12 protein-coding genes and 2 pseudogenes are annotated in these 17021 nt (G+C 70.6%); 6 read left to right on the plus strand and 8 right to left on the minus strand.

Translation table 11 applies throughout. The features are described 5' to 3' along the window. Positions 1-26: 26 nt before the first annotated feature. The 5 genes from OG289_RS17180 to OG289_RS17205 form a co-directional block, all read right to left on the minus strand. Positions 27-2624 carry a SpoIIE family protein phosphatase gene (locus OG289_RS17180; RefSeq protein ID WP_327314901.1) on the minus strand — a complete coding sequence of 866 codons (2598 nt, stop codon included), beginning with the start codon at positions 2622-2624 and terminating at the stop codon, positions 27-29. A 751-nt stretch (positions 2625-3375) separates the two neighbouring features. Next, entirely contained in the window at positions 3376-3795 is a 420-nt protein-coding gene (locus OG289_RS17185) for a roadblock/LC7 domain-containing protein (RefSeq protein WP_327314902.1), read from the minus strand. After that, on the minus strand, positions 3792-5780 hold the full coding sequence (locus tag OG289_RS17190; RefSeq protein ID WP_327314903.1) for a sensor histidine kinase: 1989 nt from the start codon (positions 5778-5780) through the stop codon (positions 3792-3794). The genes OG289_RS17185 and OG289_RS17190 overlap by 4 nt, the downstream gene beginning before the upstream one ends. A 516-nt stretch (positions 5781-6296) precedes the next feature. Next, complete coding sequence (gene chvE, locus OG289_RS17195; RefSeq protein WP_327314904.1) at positions 6297-7388, minus strand: multiple monosaccharide ABC transporter substrate-binding protein; 1092 nt, start codon at positions 7386-7388, stop codon at positions 6297-6299. A 1124-nt stretch (positions 7389-8512) separates the two neighbouring features. Beyond that, entirely contained in the window at positions 8513-10159 is a 1647-nt protein-coding gene (locus OG289_RS17205) for a M4 family metallopeptidase (RefSeq protein WP_327314905.1), read from the minus strand. A gap of 167 nt (positions 10160-10326) precedes the next feature. Between OG289_RS17205 and OG289_RS17210 the strand changes: the two genes are divergently transcribed. From OG289_RS17210 to OG289_RS17220, 3 genes are all read left to right on the plus strand, one after another. Further along, positions 10327-10767, plus strand: a complete 441-nt coding sequence (locus tag OG289_RS17210; RefSeq protein ID WP_327314907.1) for a gamma-glutamylcyclotransferase family protein — start codon at positions 10327-10329, stop codon at positions 10765-10767. 213 nt (positions 10768-10980) lie between these two features. After that, the gene (locus tag OG289_RS17215; protein ID WP_327314908.1) at positions 10981-11508 is read left to right on the plus strand and encodes a hypothetical protein; all 528 of its coding nucleotides are present in this window, start codon (positions 10981-10983) and stop codon (positions 11506-11508) included. A gap of 200 nt (positions 11509-11708) precedes the next feature. Next, positions 11709-12332, plus strand: coding sequence for a class F sortase (locus OG289_RS17220; protein WP_327314909.1), 624 nt, complete (start codon positions 11709-11711; stop codon positions 12330-12332). Here OG289_RS17220 and OG289_RS17225 read toward each other — a convergent pair. The 3 genes and pseudogenes from OG289_RS17225 to OG289_RS17235 form a co-directional block, all read right to left on the minus strand. Continuing rightward, a complete protein-coding gene (locus OG289_RS17225; RefSeq protein WP_442818910.1) occupies positions 12316-12420 on the minus strand; it encodes a phosphotransferase-like protein in 105 nt (34 codons plus the stop codon). The two genes, OG289_RS17220 and OG289_RS17225, sit on opposite strands and share 17 nt — an antisense overlap. A gap of 16 nt (positions 12421-12436) precedes the next feature. Further along, a pseudogene (locus tag OG289_RS49680) lies at positions 12437-12520 on the minus strand (phosphotransferase-like protein); the annotation flags it as partial. 91 nt (positions 12521-12611) lie between these two features. Further along, positions 12612-12722 (minus strand): annotated as a pseudogene (locus OG289_RS17235) (sulfite exporter TauE/SafE family protein); the annotation flags it as partial. A 112-nt stretch (positions 12723-12834) separates the two neighbouring features. Between OG289_RS17235 and OG289_RS17240 the strand changes: the two are divergent. Genes OG289_RS17240 through nirD form a run of 3 tightly spaced genes read left to right on the plus strand, consistent with a single transcriptional unit; the run spans position 12835 to position 16987 of the window. Then, positions 12835-14046 carry an NAD(P)/FAD-dependent oxidoreductase gene (locus OG289_RS17240; protein ID WP_327314910.1) on the plus strand — a complete coding sequence of 404 codons (1212 nt, stop codon included), beginning with the start codon at positions 12835-12837 and terminating at the stop codon, positions 14044-14046. Continuing rightward, complete coding sequence (gene nirB / locus OG289_RS17245) at positions 14046-16631, plus strand: nitrite reductase large subunit NirB (RefSeq protein ID WP_327314911.1); 2586 nt, start codon at positions 14046-14048, stop codon at positions 16629-16631. Before OG289_RS17240 ends, nirB begins: the two co-directional genes overlap by 1 nt. Further along, positions 16628-16987 (plus strand): nitrite reductase small subunit NirD, encoded by a 360-nt coding sequence (gene nirD, locus OG289_RS17250; RefSeq protein ID WP_327314912.1) that lies wholly within the window; start codon positions 16628-16630, stop codon positions 16985-16987. The genes nirB and nirD overlap by 4 nt, the downstream gene beginning before the upstream one ends. The last annotated feature ends 34 nt before the right edge of the window (positions 16988-17021 follow it).

Raw genomic sequence — 17021 nt, forward strand, 5'->3', positions numbered from 1 at the left:
CCCCGGGCGCCGAAGCGCATGGCTTCTCAGTGTTTCGGTAGCGCCTGCTCAGCCCAGATCACCTTGCCCTGGGGGGTGTACCGGGTTCCCCAGCGCTCGGTCAACTGCGACACCAGGAACAGGCCCCGGCCACCTTCGTCGGTCGTCGCGGCATACCGCAAGTGGGGCGAGGTACTGCTGCCGTCAGCCACCTCGCAGATCAGCGTGCGGTCGTGGATCAGCCTCATGTGGATCGGCTCGCAACCGTAGCGGACAGCGTTGGTGACGAGTTCGCTCAGCACCAGTTCCATGCTGAAGCCCAGTTCCGACAGCCCCCACTCGTCGAGCTTGCCGGTCGCCGCGGCGCGTACCCCGGCGACGGCAGCCGGATCGGGCGGCACGTCCCACTCGGCGATCCGATCCGACGGCAGCGCATGGGTACGGGCGATGAGCAGAGCCACGTCATCCGTGGGGCGTTCGGGCAACAGCGATCCCAGCACGGCCTGGCAGCTCTCCTCCGGCGCGCGCTCAGGTTGACCCGCCAGGGCTTTGCGCAGGAGTTCCATTCCTTCGTCGAGGTCGCGGGTCCGGTCCTCGATGAGACCGTCGGTGTAGAGGACGAGCTGGGAGCCTTCGGCGATGTCCAGCTCAGCGGCCTGGAAGGGCATGCCGCCGAGACCCAGAGGTGGACCCGGCGGCAGGTCGAGGAAGGTGACGTTTCCGTCAGGATCGACCAGCGCAGGAGCCAGGTGCCCCGCGCGTGCCATGGTGCAGCGGCGCGTCGTGGGGTCGTAGATCGCGTACAGGCAGGTGGCGCCCACGACGGCAGCGGGGCTGTCCGTGCACGCCTCGTCCTGGTCGATGCGCCCGACCAGGTCGTCCAGATGACTCAGCAGTTCACCGGGGGGCAGATCGAGCGTGGAGAAGTTGTGCACCGCGGTCCGCAGCCGCCCCATGGTCGCAGCGGCGTGCAGGCCGTGGCCGACCACGTCACCGACGACCAGCGCCACGCGGCTGCCTGGCAGGGGAATCACATCGAACCAGTCCCCGCTCACGCCCGACTGGGCCGGGAGGTAGCGGTAGGCGACATCGAGGGCGCTTTGCTCGGGCAGGCCTCGCGGCAGCAGGCTGCGCTGGAGGGTGACCGCCAGGGCGTGCTCGCGCGTGTACCGGCGGGCGTTGTCGATGCTGACCGCGGCACGAGCCACCAGTTCCTCCGCCAGTGAGAGCTCCTCCTGGTCGAAGGGGTCGTGCTCCTCGGAGCGCCAGAAGTTGACCGTGCCCAGCACGACACCGCGGGCCTGGATCGGAGCCGCTATGAGCGAATGGATGCCGTAGTCCACTATCTGTTCGGTGCGTTCCGGGTCCTGCAGATGCCAGCCCGTTGCGGTGGACAGGTCGGCCACCAGTTCCGAGCGGCCGGTGCCGTAGCCGCGCGCTTGGGGCGTGGAGGGCAGAAAGTCGATCAGCCGGCCCTTCTCGTAGAGCGGCTGGTCGTCGCGGATACCGCATACGGCGACACGTCTCATCCCCTTTGCCGTGGTCGACGGTTCCTCGCCGTGCAAGACGGCGTCGGCCAGGTCCACGGTGACGAAGTCGGCGAAACGGGGGACGGCGATCCGGGCGAGTTCGTCGGCCGTTTCGATGACGTCCAGGGTGGTGCCGATGCCCAGTCCGGCGTCGTAGAGCAGCTTCAGCCGCTCACCTGTGATCTCGGCCCTGCCCGACACAGCCCGCAGCTCCGTGGAATCGCGCAGCGTCACAACGGTGCCCCTGGGGCCTCCGCCGCAATCCGTGAGCCTCTGGTTGACCACCAGCAGCCGCGGTCCGGCCAAGTGCACCTCGTCATTGGCCTCGCGGCCGGAGCTGAGCAACGACATGATTTCAGGTTCGAGGGTCGGCATCCGGGACACATGCTGCCCCTCTGCCTCCGGGGGCAGCTCCAGGAGTCGTCTGGCCTCGTCGTTCGCCAGCAGCAGTCGCCCCTCGTCATTGACAATGAGCACGCCTTCGCGCACGGAGTGCAGCACTGCGTCGTGGTGCTCGTACATGCTGGTCATCTCGTTCGGGGCCAGGCTGTGAGTCTGCCGTCGCAGCCGCCTGCTCACCAGCACCGTGGCGGCGGTAGCCGCTCCGAGTGCGCCCGCCCCGGCGGTCAGGATGATCGGTATCTGCCGCTCCACCAGACTGGTCACGTTCTTGACTTTCAGCCCGGCGGAGACGAGGGCCACCACTTGGCCCCGGGTGTTCCGGATGGGCACGGTCGCCTGGACTTCCTGGCCGAGGGGGCCGTGCACGCTTTCGGTATAGACCTTTCCCGCCAGCGACGGCTCGATCTTTCCTACGAACCGCTTCCCGATCCGGTCCGGCAGGGGATGGGTGTAGCGGATCCCTTTCGTGTCCATCACCACGACGAAGTCGACGCCCGCGGACTTGCGTCCGGCCTCGGTCAGCGGCTGCAGGACTTTCGAGGGATCGGGGGCTTGCAGTGCGGACAGCACGCCTGGGGAATGCGCGAAAGTCTGCGCGACGGCTATGGATCTCCGTTTGGCCTCGGCATTGGTGTGCCGCTGTGACTGCAGGACAAGGGCGAAGACGGCGAATGCCACGAGCAGCACCACCAGTGTCACCTGCATGAGGAACATCTGCCCCGCGACGCTTCGCGTGTTCTTCCGCACCAGTGACCATAGCCGTGATATGTGCCGAACTCGGGCAAAACGGTCTTCCATCCGGCCTTTCTAGCACTGCTCACCCCGCTTAGTCACGGGCCTGCCTTCGAGCCATCCGTGCCCGCCGACGATCGATCGCCTCTGCCGCCACAACAGTCACTGAAGCTGTGCGACGTCCCAGCAGTACCAACAACCCCACAGGCATCGTGCCCGAGGCCTCTGCGAGGCTCCGAGCCGGCCGGCTCGGAGACGGGGCGCTCGAGGAGACGGCAAGCGCGCACAACAGCCTCGCCCGCGCCCGCGAGGCTGCGGCAGCTGTACGGCAACCGGATTCCGCGATCCCGGCAACCGCCCCCGACCGTCGACCTCCCTCAGACACCCCGAGCAGCCGCTACGACCGTCGCCGACCGATCTCTGCAGAGCAGGGCGGTGCCCCCGCCCCCTCGCCTCGCCACGCCTCGCCACGCCACGGCCGCCCCGGTCCCGAGAGCGAGGCGGCCCCGTCACACCGCGCGGCGAGCCGCGTCGGTTCACGTCGACCGCGCTCCCAGCCACCGCCGCCACCGCCACCGCGTTGCACTCCGTGCCACCGTTGCCGTCGAGGTCCTTGCTCGTGCCCGAGGACGACCAGGAAGTCGTCCTGATCACGGCGGAACGGCTCACCTTCCGCGCGGCCCTCCACAGGCTCGCGGCACGGTTGGCCCGGGCCGACGAAACGGCGCCGTGACTATCCCGCGGCCAGGGGCGTGGAGTTGAGTTCGCGGATCAGCTGCGGGGTGAGCAGTTCGCCGGCGCGGTCGGCGAGGACGGCCATTTCGTAGCCGACCAGGCCGACGTCGCATCCCTCGGCGGCGAGGACGCCGAGGCAGCTGCCGTCGCGGATGCGACCGACCATGAGGAAGCCCCCGAGCATTTCGATCATGACGAGCTTCATCCCGCGGAAGCCGTGTGCCGTCGCCGCGTTCTGGGCGAGGCTGGTGATGCCGGAGACGACGGCGGCCAGGTGGTCGGCGCGATCTCGGCCGAGGCTGTCCGAGGCGGCCATGAGCAGGCCGTCGGTGGAGACGGCGACAGCGTCGGTGACGCCGTCGGTGGTGCGTGCGAACTCCGAGATGAGCCAGCCGAAACTCTGGACGGCGGTGGTCACGATGAGACTCCTTGTGTGCTTCGGGCCTCGGCACGGGCGACACCTGCTCGGAAGCCGTTGAGCAGGGAGGAGACAGCGGGCCTGGCGGGCGGGGGTGTGGCGGAGAGGTGGTCCTGCGCGGGGGCGAGGAGGCGCCCCGGAAGGACAAGGAGCGCGGACAGGCCGCCACCGGCGGTGTCGAAGAGGTGGACCTGCGCGCCCTCACCGAGGCGGTGCGCGAGCCGGCCGACGACGAGGAGGCCGAGGAACCGGGTGGGCGCGGCGAGGAAGGCCTCCTCGCCGGAGTCGGAGAGGCGGGCACCCGCCCGTTCCTTGTCGGCTTCGGACATGCCGATGCCGTGGTCGACGACAGCGAAGCTGTACGTGTCGTCGTCGGTGTCGTACCAGCCGTGCACCTCGACCGGTTCGGTCGGGGGCGAGAAGGTCAGCCCGTTCTCGATGAGTTCGGCGAGGAGGTGGGCGACATCGGCGACGGCGTGTCCGCGTACCCGCACCGGCTCCACGGTCGCGATCAGCACCCGCCGGTACTGCTCCACTTCGGCGACGGCGGACTGGACGACTTCCAGGCCGCCGGCGGCTGCTGCCGTGGGCCGCGGCGGATTCTGTCCGGCCAGGACCAGAAGGCTTTCGGCGTTGCGCCGCATACGGGTGGCGAGGTGGTCGAGCTCGAAGAGCTCGGCGAGGGCGTCCGGGTCCAGTTCCTGCCGTTCCAGGCGGGTGATGAGGTTGAGCTGACGCCGCACGAGGTTCTGGTTGCGGCGGCCGAGATTGGCGAGCGATTCGGTGGTGTTGCGGCGCAGGCCGGCCTGCTGGGCGGCCAGATGGAGGGCGGTGTGTTCCACCTGGTGCAGGGACGCCGCGACCTCGGCGATCTCCGCCGCCCCGCCCAGCAGCTGTGTCTCGGCGTGGTCCGGGGCCTGATCCGGGAGGAACTCCCCGTGGTCCTGCGGCAACTGCTGGATGCGGGCGACGGTCGCGGGCAGCCGGTGCCGCGCCACGTCGTGGGCGGCCTCGGCGAGCGCGCCGAGCGGGCGGGTGAGGGAACGCGAGGCGAACGCGGCGAGGCCCGCGACGAGAGCGGCCATGAGCGTTCCCGCGACGAGATAGGCGGCGAGCCCCAACTCGGCGTCGCGGCTGAGCCGGTCGGCCCGGTCCCGTACGTCGTCGCCGACGGACTGCTGGACGGCGTACAGATCGTCGACGAGTACGGTCATCGCGTCCCACCAGGCGTCGGCGGCGGCGCGCAGCGTGGAGCCGTCGGCGGCGTCTTCCGCTTGATTCTCGTAGGCGGTGGCGCGTTCGGCGTCCTGGGTGCCGAAGGCGTTTTTCAGGGCGGCGCGCTGGGACGCGGTGGCGACCTGCCGGAAGCGGGCGAGGGCGGCGACGCGCGTGGCGCGCACCTCGGTGAAGGCGAGGTACTCGCGGCCGTGGAAGGCGCCCTCGGCGAACACGCCGTTGAGAAGCCCGCGTTCGAGAGCGACGGACTCCTTGGCCGCGGCCAGTTCCTGCAACGCCGCGAGCCCGTCGCGCAGTTGACGGTCGGCGCGCGTCGCGGTCTCCGCCACCGGATCGACGGCGTTGAGAGCGTCGACGGCGGCGGTGTAGAAGGTGAGGGTGGCGGTCCGGTCGGCGGTGTCCGTGCCGGCGGTTCCCCTGTCGGCAGCTGCGCGGATGGCAGCGAGGCGTCGCAAGTTCCGTTGGACGACTTCCTCGACGGCGGGTTCGGGGCGCACTGCGCGCAGCGCGGTGTCAACGCGCTTGCGGGTAGCGGCGAGCGGTGTGCGGAAGCTCTCCTCACCGCCCAACAGGCCGTTGGTCAGGCCGCGTTCGCGTTGCAGCTGATGTACCAGCGCCTGGACGCGCAGGCTGAGGCCGACCTCGGCACGGGTCGTCCGGGCGTCGCCGAGGGCCTCCGCACGGCCGTACACGGCCAGACCGGCCACCGCCAGCAGCAAGCAGATCGGGACCGTGATGACCACCGCCACCCGGCCTCTGATGCTGCGCCAGCCAGGTATCGGCCGCCGGCCGGGCATCGGCCGGCCGACGGGAGCCGTTCGGCCACCGCGGGGCCCTGAACCGCCCTTGCCCAGACCGCCCTTGCCCAGACCGCCCCTGCCGATGATTGCGCCGAGCCTGCCGAGCACCGGCCGAAATGGCGTCCACACCCTCATGTCACGAAGCTAGTCCGACCGCCGTGGCGGCCGGTTTCCGACCTGTTAGACCCCGTGGGGACTTCAGTTGCGCCACCCTCACACCGCGGGCCGGGAGACTGTGACCTCGCGCCCCGGGGTCAAGCGTGGGCCCTGCTCGCGTCGGCCAGGGCCGGCCTCACGATCACGAGGACGGACGACACCGCGCAGACGGTCCTCTGCCGACGGCTCCATCCGTCCCAACCCCGTTGCCCCTTGCCACCGATGGCTACGTCGATCATGCCGACGAGGAGGACGGTGAGGCCGGTCACGCGACGACGTACACCGCCCCGCGTGACCGGCGCTCTGCCGCTACTTGAGCTCGGCGTCGGTGTAGTAGCCGCCCGCGACCAGAACGTACTCGTAGTTGCTCTTGTCGACGGTGGTCGGCTGCAGCAAGTAGGCGGGCACGGCCTTGACGCCGTTGTTGTAGGACCTTCTGTTGTTTATCTTCGGCGTCTTGCCGGTGAGTATGTCGTCGGCCATTTCCGCGGCGACCCCGGCGAGCAGGCGGAGGTCCTTGTAGACGGTCTGCGACTGCTCACCCGCGATGATCGACTTCACCGAGGCCAGTTCGGCGTCCTGACCGGTGATGATCGGGAGGGGCTTGCCGCCGGCGCCGTAGCCGTACGACTTCAGCGCGTTCAGGACGCCCATGGAGATGCCGTCGTACGGCGACAGGACCGCGTCGACCGTCTTGCTTCCGTACGACCTGGCGAGGAGTCCCTCCATGCGCTTCTGCGCGGTGGGGCCGTCCCAGCGCAGGGTGGTGACCTCCTTGAGCGCGGTCTGACCGGACCGGACGACCAACTGCTTGCTGTCCACGTACGGCTGAAGAAGGTGCATCGCGCCGTCGAAGAAGTACTTGGTGTTGTTGTCGTCGGGGGAGCCGGCGAACAGCTCGATGTTGAACGGGCCCTTGCCTTTCTCCAGGCCGAGCTTGTCGATGATGTAGAGCGCCTGGAACCGGCCGACCTGCTCGTTGTCGAAAGAGACGTAGTAGTCGACGTTCTGGGTGCCGAGGATGAGACGGTCGTAGGAGATCACCGGGATGTGCGCGTCGGCGGCCTGCTGGAGCACACCGTTCAGCGACTTGTTGTCGATGGCCGCGATGATCAGTGCGTCGACGCCCTGCTTGATCAGGTCCGCGATCTGTGAGACCTGGGTCTTCGGGTCGTCGTTGCCGTAGACCAGCTTGGTCTGGTATCCGTCGGCCTTCAGGTCATTGACGACGCTCTTTCCGTCGGTGAGCCAGCGCTCGGAGGCCTGGGTCGGCATGGCGATGCCGATGGTGCCGCTGCCGCCCTTGGAGCCGCCCACGGTGCTCTCGCCGCAGGCGGACAAGGTGAGGGCCAGGGAGGCGGCCCCGGCGATGGCGGCGAGGGCGGCTCTTCGGTTGAGCATGGTGATCGTTCCTCGTTCTTCTCGTCGTTGAGAGGGTGGCGGCATATATCGGATGTCGGCGGGGAAGCGATGGAGCAGGCCGGCCGGCCTGCGCGCCGGTCGGGATTCGAGCCGGCCGGTGCCGTACCCGCTTCCGGGCGGTGACCGGGGTCGGGCTCAGGTCCTGTGGAGGGGTGCCGTACGGGTGGATCCCGGGCGCCCTGGACGGACCGGACCTCAGGTGGAACGGTGCGCCGCGGCGGATCCGCTCGGTGATCGCGTGGATCCGCTTCCGCAGGTGGCCGCCGACGTCGTCGGGGACGTGGTGCGCACGTTCAGGAACGTTGAACAGGCGGTGGGTCACGCTCAAATGACCGAGGGTCGGATGGCTCGGCACGTCGCTCGCATCGGTGCTCAGGCGCCTCGGTGCCCCGCAGCTCGCCGATCAGTGCGTCGGTGCGGCCCTGCACCCGGGTCTGGCCGGCTCCCGTGATCCCCGCGCCGGTGAACACCTGTACATACGTCAGGCCGCGCCACCGCGTTCCTGTCACGTATGTGCCGATTCCGGTGGTGCGCAGGGCGCTTGCCTTTCAGCCGTTCGAAATACCGTCACGTGGTCGGAATGTTGGCGTGAGATTAGGAGGGGGTGTGCAGGGTGTCAACGGGGCGAACAGAAACGATTCCAGAAAGTGTTCGAGACCGCTTGCCGGAAGGCGGTACACGTGGCCGTTTCGCTTTCCTTGTCATTCGTCCCTTTTCGCGGCCGTTCGGGCGAGATCAGGAGCCGGATGCATCCCATGGGCGGGCCGCCCGTGAACGCGGTGGAGAGCCCGTGCAAGAAGTGGTGCGCGGTCGGCGCCGGCAGGTCTCCGCCTGGCCACCGGCGAAGCCCGACCGTCGGGTTGGGTCCCGGACACGATTCCGGGCCGCCCCCCGGACAGAGCGGGGATGCAACCATTCCCTGTGGAGCTGGAGCCCCCGGAAGCCGACCGCGCGCTCAGGACCACAGCCGCAGGCACTGACAACGCCGCTGCCGCGGCTCGCCGCCGGCGAGGCCGCAGGGCAGGGCACGGCTCGGGCGGACATGCCACGGCCGCCCCGGTGCCAAAGACCGAGGCGGCCGTTTCACGTGCCCAAGGACGAACTCAGTTCACGTTGACCGCGCTCCACGCCGCCGCCACCGCGTTGTACTCCGTGCTGCCGTTGCCGTAGAGGTCCTTCGCGGCGTTGAGGGTCGCCGTCCTCGCTCCCGCGTATTTCGTCGAGGACGTCATGTAGACGGTCAACGCGCGGTACCAGATCGCGCCCAGCTTGTCGCGGCCGATGCCGGTGACCGTGGAGCCGTTGTACGTCGGGGAGTTGTACGTCACGCCGTTGACGGTCTTCGTGCCGCTGCCCTCCGCGAGGAGGTAGGCGAAGTGGTTGGCTACGCCCGAGGAGTAGTGGACGTCGAGGTTGCCGACCGAACTGCTCCAGTAGTCGGCGGAGTTGCCGTCCTTGCTCGGCTTGTCCATGTAGCGCAGGGCGTCCCGGCCGAAGCCGGAGCGGACGATCTTCTCGCCGATCAGGTAGTCGCCGGTGTCCTGCGCGTTCCCCGCGTAGAACTCGACCAACGAGCCGAAGATGTCGGACGTCGCCTCGTTCAGGCCGCCCGACTCGCCCGAATAGGTCAGCGCCGCCGTCTTCGACGTCACGCCGTGGGACATCTCGTGGCCGGCCACGTCCAGGGCGACCAGCGGGCCGAGCTGGGTGCCGTCTCCGTCGCCGTAGGTCATGCAGAAGCAGCTGTCGTCCCAGAAGGCGTTGTTGTAGCTGTTGCCGTAGTGGACGCGGTTGTAGGAGCCCTTGCCGTCGTTGCCGATGCCGTTGCGGCCGTGGACGTTCTTGTAGTAGTCCCAGGTCACGTCGGTGCCGTACTGGGCGTCGACGGCGGCCGTGGAGCGGTCCGTCGCGGCGCCGGTGCCCCAGTGGTTGTCGGTGTCCGTGAAGAGGGTCGCGGGGGCGCGGCTGATGCAGATGCCGAAGATGCACAGGTCGGTCTTGTTGGCCGCGTCACCGGTGTAGGTGTTGCCGCGCGTCGGGTCCTTGAGCTGGTACGTCGATCCCGAGAGGGTCGTCTCCAGCGGGACCGTGCCGCCGTACAGGGACTTGCCGTCCCCGGTGGCCGTCTCGATGGTGTCCCAGGCGTCGATCTGCGCGCCGGTGCGGGCGTCGGTCAGCACCGCGCGGGCGACCGGGTTGCCGAGCGGGTCCAGGGCGACGACGTTCGTCCGCCAGGCCAGCCTCGGGGCGCCGTGCAGGGCGTCGACGACCAGCTGCGGCTTGGCCTTGACCTGCTTCAGCGTCTCACCGAGGTTGGCCGCGCGCAGGGCGTTGACGGCCACGTCGGCGGCCTTCGGGGCGGAGAGGGCGGGGGTGATGCTCGCCAGTGAGATCGTCGTCCGTGTCGCCCGGTTCGCGCTGCGGTACGTGCCGTCGGGGGCGAGGTGGACGACGAAGTCGCCGCCCAGGACGGGGAGTTGGCGGTAGGTGCGGTCGTAGCGGACGTGCTGGGTGCCGTCCTTGTCGACGACCACGTCACGGACGGAGGTGCCCTGCACGGAGGTGAGGCCCAGGGCCGCCGCGTGGTCGGCGAGGGCCGCCGCCGCGTTGTCCAGGGCGGTGGCCCGGGTCGGTCTGTCGGCCGCGTCGGCGACCGGGGAGAGTACGGCGGCCAGGAGCGTGGCCGTGGTGGCGGCGATGCCGGCGGTGGCGAGACGGGAACCTCGGACGTGCTGCCGTATCCGACTCATCAGTGTCTTCGGTCTCCTCGGGAAGGCGCCGTGGGGGGCGCGTGTGGGGGTGGCATGTGGAGGTGGCGCTGACGTCGTCCTGGCATTTAAGAGGCCATGACATGTCATGTCCATAGCGCCTACGCGAGGGACCGGTGTGGGGGCGGTGAGGGGAGAGAATCGTTTCCGTGACCGCCCCCGAACTCCCCTTCTTCGTCTACGGCACCCTCCGCCCCGGCGAGGTCAACCACGACCTCTTCCTGCACGGCCGCACCCTCCGCGAGGAGCCGGCCCGGCTGGCGGGCGCGGTGCTGTACGACGGGCCCGGTCATCCCTACGCGGTCGAGGAGCCGGGCCGTCACGAGCTCCCCGGTGCGACCGTCGTCGGGGAGCTCGTGACGGCCCTCCCGGCGGCGTACGCGCGGCTGCTCGCCGACCTCGACCGGCTGGAGGAGTACCGGCCGGGCGACCCGCGCAACCTCTACGAGCGCGTGGAGCGGACGGTGCTCCGCGCGGACGGCTCGCCTCCCGTGCGCGCCTGGGTGTACGTCGCCGCACCCGCCGTCGCCGCCCGGCTGAGGGGTCGGGGGAAGCTGATCGAGGGCGGGGACTGGCTCGCGCGGCGGTGACCGGTCACCCGTTCACACCCCCTGCGGGCGCTTTTCCGCACCCTGCCGCCCTCACGGCGATGACCTGCTGGAACGCGTGCGGGGGCGGCCCCCTCGGATCGGCATCTGACACCCATTCATCCCATTCCTGACGCACCCTCAGGAAGCGCGCTCGCCGTGCTGCGACTTACCTCGGAAAGGCAGGGAATCTCGAACGGCTCGTAAGGAGCACCCATGCGACGCACCCCCCGGCTGCTGACCGGTACCGCGCTCGCCGTCACCGCCGCGGCCGGGTTCGCCGTACCCGCCCACGCGGCCGGTACCCGGGCCGGGAGCCTGGAGGTGTACCCCTCCGCCGCGGCGCCGGGCGGGCAGGTGTCGGTGAACACGGCGGCATGCGGGGACGGCGAGGCGGCGGCGGGCGACGCCGGTGCGGTGGGCGCCGGTCGCTTCACCCTCGCGCCCAGCACGCACGAGGGTGAGGCGATCGGGCAGTTCCGGGTGCCGCCGAGCGCGCAGCCGGGCACGTACGAGATCGTCGCGGAGTGCGCCGGGGACGGGCGGCGGATCATCGGGGACCTGGTGGTCACGCTGGCCTCGGACCGGCAGCCGGTGGCTCCGCGAGGAAGTGTGAAGACGGGGGTCGGCGGCGCACTGGGCCCCGACCCCGAACAGACCGCGGCCGGTGTGGCGGCTCTCGCCGTCGCCGCCGCGGGCGGTACCTGGCTCCTGCATCGCCGGGCGAGAGGCGACGGGTTCTGACGGACACCCTCCGCTGTCCGTCAGCCGGTACCGCATGTCCCCTCCCCCTCCGGGTCCGACGCCCCTCGCGGCCTGGAGGGGGGCACGGGGTTCCCGCTCATCAGGAATTCACGCAGATCACGCAGATCACGGAGATCACCGGGTTCACGGAGATCACGCAGATCACGGGGTTCATGAAGTTCACGGAGAGGGGATCTGGCATGCGCAGGGTCGGCAACACCGCCATAGCGGCCGTCACCGTGGTCGCCCTCGGCTGCGGCGCGTGGCTGCTGCACAGCGGCGCCGAGACGCACGCCCCGCCGCAGCCGTCCGCGGCGCAGGCCCACACGGGCGGCCCGGACGTGTCGGCCCGGTCGGCCCCGGCGCTGCCGCCCTCCCCGCCCGACCGCGTCCGTATCCCCGCGATCCACGTGGACGCCCCCCTGACGGGCCTCGCCCTCACCCCCTCCGGCGGCCTCGACGTCCCGCCCGCCGAGAAGAAGAACCTCGCGGGCTGGTACGAGGCCGGCACCACCCCCGGCGAGACGGGCACCGCGATCGTCGCCGGCCACGTCGACAACGCCGACGGCCCCGCCGTCTTCTACGACTTGGGCGCCCTGCGCAAGGGCAGCGTCATCGAGGTGGACCGGCGCGACGGAAGCGTCGCCGTGTTCACCGTGGACGCCGTCGAGGTGTACCAGGCACGCGCCTTCCCCGACGAGAAGGTGTACGGGGCGGCCCGGCGGCCCGAGCTGCGGGTGATCACCTGCGGCGGCGCCTACTCGCGGTCGACCGGTTACCAGGGGAACGTGGTCGTGTTCGCGCACCTCACGGGGAGCCGCTGACCACCGACCGGGCGACGGTCCGCGCGCATTCCAGGGCCTCGGTGTGCGTGGTGTCGACCTCCACGTCGTAGACCACGCCCCGGTGCACCGGCTCCGCCTGCCGCGGGCAGGACCTCCTGCAGACACCGCACGATCCCGGACTTTCCGGAGCTGGAACCGCCGTTCAGCACGATCACCTGAGTCGTCACCCGGGTCACAGTAGGGGTCCGCGCCCGGCTCCCCCACTCGTTTTCAGGCACCCCACTGCTCGTAGGCCAGGTTCGCCACCAGCACGAACACCACGATCTTGGCGGTGGCCGAGGCGGTGAGCAGGCCGAGGTGGAGGACGGCGGTGAGGGCGAGGACCAGGAAGGCGCCCGTGCCGGGTCCGACGAGGCCGTCGTAGAAGCCGGCCATGGGGGACAACCCTCACACCCACTCCCCGCCCCCGCTGAGGGCAGCGTTCCTCGCGGGAAACAACGGTGATGCGGCCGGGTAACGTCGGCATCGCACGCTCCTGGACATGACCTCGAATTCGCGTGTGGTGGTGATCGGCGCCGGCCTCGCGGGCGTACGACTCGCCCGCCGGCTCGGCGAGCTGGGCACGCCCGCACTGCTGATCGGCGAGGAGGAGCACCGGCCGTACAACCGGGTCCTGCTCGCCGAGGTGCTGGCCGGCCGGTACGCCCCCGAGGTGATCGCGCTGCCCGCGCCCGCCGGACTGGTCCGGGCCCAGGTCACCGGGATCGACCGCGACCGGCGGACGGTGGCCTGCGCGGACGGCTCGGAGATCGCATACGACACGTTGGTCCTGGCCACCGGCTCCAACCCGGTGCTGCCGCCCCTGCGCGGTCTGTTCACGCCCGACCACGTGCTGCCGGAGGGCGTCCACGCCTTCCGCACCATGGACGACTGCCTCGGCCTGTCGAAGGCGGTACGGCCGGGCGTACGGGCGGTCGTCATCGGCGGCGGGCTCCTCGGGGTCTCCGCGGCCCGCGCCCTCGCCGTGCGCGGCGCGCAGGTCGTCCTCGCCCAGCAGTCCGAGCGCCTCATGGAGCGCCAGCTCGACCCGAACGCCTCCAAGCTGGTGCTGCGGCACCTGAAGGACCTCGGCGTCGAGGTCCACACCGAGTGCCGGGTGCGCGACGTGCGCTGCGTCGGCGGGACCGTCCGCTCGGTCGAGATGGCCGACGGCTACGCCCTCGACGCCGACCTGGTGGTGCTGGCCTGCGGAGTCTCCCCGCGCGCCGGTCTCGCCAAGGCCGCGGGGCTCGCCGTCCACAAGGGCATCCTCGTGGACGACGAACTCCGTACGTCCGACCCGCACATCCGCGCGATCGGCGACTGCGCGCAGCACGACGGGAACGTGTACGGACTGGCCGCACCGGCGCTCGAACAGGCGGATGTCCTCGCCGAGTCGCTGACCGGCACCGCCGGTTCCCGCTACTCCGGCACCCGTGCCCTCACCCGGCTCACCCTCGCCGGGAACAGCGCCTTCGACCTCGCCGCGTTCGGTGAGACGGAGCCGCGCCCCGGCGACGACGTCGTGCAGCTCGCCGACGCCACCCGGGGCACCTACCGCAAGGTCGTCGTCCGCGACGACCGCCTGGTCGGCGGGGTCCTCGTCGGCGAACTCGGCACCGTCGGCGCACTCGCCCGCGCCTGGGAGGGAGCAGAGCCGCTCCCCGACGACGGCCCCCTGCTCCACCTGCTCACCAACGATGGAGGCTCCTGATGTCCACGGCCACCCCCACAATCGTGCTCGTCGGCCACGGCATGGTCGGCCAGCGCTTCCTCGAAGCGCTCGCCGAGCGCGGCCTGACCGCCACGCACCGCGTGGTCGTGCTGTGCGAGGAGCCACGCCCGGCGTACGACCGCGTAGCGCTCACCTCGTACTTCTCGGGCAAGACGCCCGAGGATCTGTCGATGACCGACATGGCGTTCATCGAGACGCACGGCATCGAACTGTACGTCGGCGACCCGGCGGAGAGCGTCGACCGCGAGGCGAAGAAGGTCACCGCCCGCTCCGGCCAGGTCTTCGAGTACGACACCCTCGTCCTCGCCACCGGCTCGTTCCCCTTCGTCCCGCCGGTCCCCAACAAGGACGCCCAGGGCTGCTTCGTCTACCGCACGATCGAGGACCTCCTCGCGATCGAGGAGTACGCCAGGACGGCGACGACCGGCGCGGTGGTCGGCGGCGGTCTGCTGGGCCTGGAGGCCGCGGGTGCGCTGAAGGGCCTCGGACTCACCTCCCACATCGTGGAGTTCGCGCCCCGTCTGATGCCCGTCCAGGTCGACGAGGGCGGCGGCGCTGCCCTGCTGCGCACCATCGAGGACATGGGCCTGTCCGTCCACACGGGCGTGGGCACGCAGGAGATCGTGGTCGACGAGTCCGGCGCCGTCACCGGCATGAAGCTGTCCGACGGCTCCGAACTCGCCACCGACCTGGTGGTGTTCAGCGCCGGCGTCCGCCCCCGCGACCAGCTGGCCCGCGAGTCCGGGCTGACGGTCGGCGAGCGCGGCGGCATCGCCGTCGACGAGCAGTGCCGTACGGTCAGCGACCCGCACGTCTTCGCGATCGGCGAGTGCGCGCTGGCGGCGGACGGCCGGGTGTACGGCCTGGTGGCCCCCGGTTACGAGCAGGCGGAGACGGCCGCCGCGACGATCGCCCAGGACGAGGCCGAGTTCACCGGCGCCGACCTCTCCACCAAGCTGAAGCTGCTCGGCGTGGACGTGGCGTCCTTCGGCGACGCGCACGGCACCGCCGAGGACTGCCTGGACGTCGTCTACTCCGACTCCCGCTCGGGCCTGTACAAGAAGCTGGTCATCGGCCGGGACGGCACGCTGCTCGGCGGCATCCTGGTCGGCGACGCCGACGCGTACGGCACGCTGCGCGCGTTCACCGGGTCCGTACCGCCCGTCTCCCCCGAGTCGCTGGTCCTGCCGGCCGGTGCCGGGGAGTCCGTCCAGCTCGGCCCCTCCGCCCTCCCGGACGAGGCGATCATCTGCTCCTGCCACAATGTCAGCAAGGGCACGATCCGGGGCGCGGTGACGGAGCACTCGTGCACCACCGTGCCCGAGGTGAAGAAGTGCACCAAGGCCGGTACCGGCTGCGGCAGTTGCGTGAAGGTGCTCGGCCAGCTCGTCACCGCCGAGCTGGAGGCCGGCGGCGTCGAGGTCGACAAGGGCCTGTGCGGCTGCTTCGGGCAGACCCGCGAGGAGCTCTACGAGATCGTCCTCGCCCTGCGCATCAACACCTACCAGGACCTCCTCGACCGCTACGGCCGGGAGGACGCCCGGGGCGGCGACGGCTGCGACGTCTGCAAGCCCGCGGTCGCCTCGATCATCGCCTCCCTCGCCCCGACGATCGGCGCGAGCGGCTACGTCCTGGACGGCGAGCAGGCGGCGCTGCAGGAGACCAACGACCACTTCCTCGCCAACCTCCAGAAGAACGGCTCCTACTCGGTCGTCCCGCGCATCCCCGGCGGTGAGATCACCCCCGAGGGCCTGATCGTGATCGGCGAGATCGCCCGCGACTTCGGCCTCTACACGAAGATCACCGGCGGTCAGCGCATCGACATGTTCGGCGCGCGGGTCGAGCAACTCCCGCTGATCTGGACCCGGTTGGTCGACGCCGGCTTCGAGTCCGGCCACGCCTACGGCAAGTCCCTGCGCACGGTGAAGTCCTGCGTCGGCCAGACCTGGTGCCGCTACGGCGTCCAGGACTCCGTCCGCATGGCGATCGACCTGGAGCTGCGCTACCGGGGCCTCAGGTCCCCGCACAAGCTCAAGTCGGCCGTGTCGGGCTGCGCCCGCGAGTGCGCCGAGGCGCAGTCGAAGGACTTCGGCGTCATCGCCACCTCCAACGGCTGGAACCTCTACGTCGGCGGCAACGGCGGCGCCACCCCGCGCCACGCCGACCTGCTCGCCCAGGACCTCACCGACGCCGAACTGATCCGCCTCATCGACCGGTTCCTGATGTTCTACATCCGCACCGCCGACCGCCTGGAGCGCACCTCCACCTGGCTGGAGCGGATCCCCGGCGGCCTGGACCACGTCCGCGACGTGGTCGTGGAGGACTCCCTCGGCATCTGCGAGGAGCTGGAGTCCCTTATGACGGCCCACGTGGCGCACTACGCCGACGAGTGGGCGACCACCATCAACGACCCCGAGAAGCTCGCCCGGTTCGTGTCCTTCGTCAACGCGCCGGACACCCCCGACCCGGTCGTCGGCTTCGTCCCCGAGCGCGACCAGATCAAGCCCGACCTGCCGCTGCTGACCATCGGCCACCGTCCCCTGGAAGGGAGCACCCAGCGATGACCCTGGCACCCGAGACCACCGACCTCAAGATCCACCTGCGGCTGGAGGAGGGCGGCGAGGACTGGTTCACAGTCTGCGACCTCGCCCAGCTGCTCCCCGGCCGGGGCGTGGCCGCCCTGCTGCCGGACGGCCGCCAGGTCGCCCTGTTCCGCGACCGGGCGGGCGAACTGTACGCCGTCGACAACCGCGACCCGTTCGGCGGCGCGGCCGTCCTCTCCCGCGGCCTGACCGGCACCCACCAGGGCCGCCCGTTCGTCGCCTCCCCGCTGCTCAAGCAGCGTTTCGACCTGCGGAGCGGGGAGTGCCTGGACGACGAGACGGTGCGCATCGCGACGTACGAGGTACGCGCGGCCTGACGACGCGCGGCCTGACGGCGGATCGCCCGATGGC

This window comes from Streptomyces sp. NBC_01235 (assembly GCF_035989285.1).
Lineage (GTDB): Bacteria > Actinomycetota > Actinomycetes > Streptomycetales > Streptomycetaceae > Streptomyces.

What these genes read in the sequence shown, in the direction of transcription:
- OG289_RS17180 (WP_327314901.1), bottom strand. Translation starts at nt 2,624, where the DNA reads ATGTTCCTCATGCAGGTGACACTGGTGGTGCTGCTCGTGGCATTCGCC.
- chvE (WP_327314904.1), bottom strand. Translation starts at nt 7,388, where the DNA reads ATGCTCAACCGAAGAGCCGCCCTCGCCGCCATCGCCGGGGCCGCCTCC.
- OG289_RS17205 (WP_327314905.1), bottom strand. Translation starts at nt 10,159, where the DNA reads ATGAGTCGGATACGGCAGCACGTCCGAGGTTCCCGTCTCGCCACCGCC.
- OG289_RS17215 (WP_327314908.1), top strand. Translation starts at nt 10,981, where the DNA reads ATGCGACGCACCCCCCGGCTGCTGACCGGTACCGCGCTCGCCGTCACC.
- OG289_RS17220 (WP_327314909.1), top strand. Translation starts at nt 11,709, where the DNA reads ATGCGCAGGGTCGGCAACACCGCCATAGCGGCCGTCACCGTGGTCGCC.
- OG289_RS17240 (WP_327314910.1), top strand. Translation starts at nt 12,835, where the DNA reads ATGACCTCGAATTCGCGTGTGGTGGTGATCGGCGCCGGCCTCGCGGGC.
- nirB (WP_327314911.1), top strand. Translation starts at nt 14,046, where the DNA reads ATGTCCACGGCCACCCCCACAATCGTGCTCGTCGGCCACGGCATGGTC.
- nirD (WP_327314912.1), top strand. Translation starts at nt 16,628, where the DNA reads ATGACCCTGGCACCCGAGACCACCGACCTCAAGATCCACCTGCGGCTG.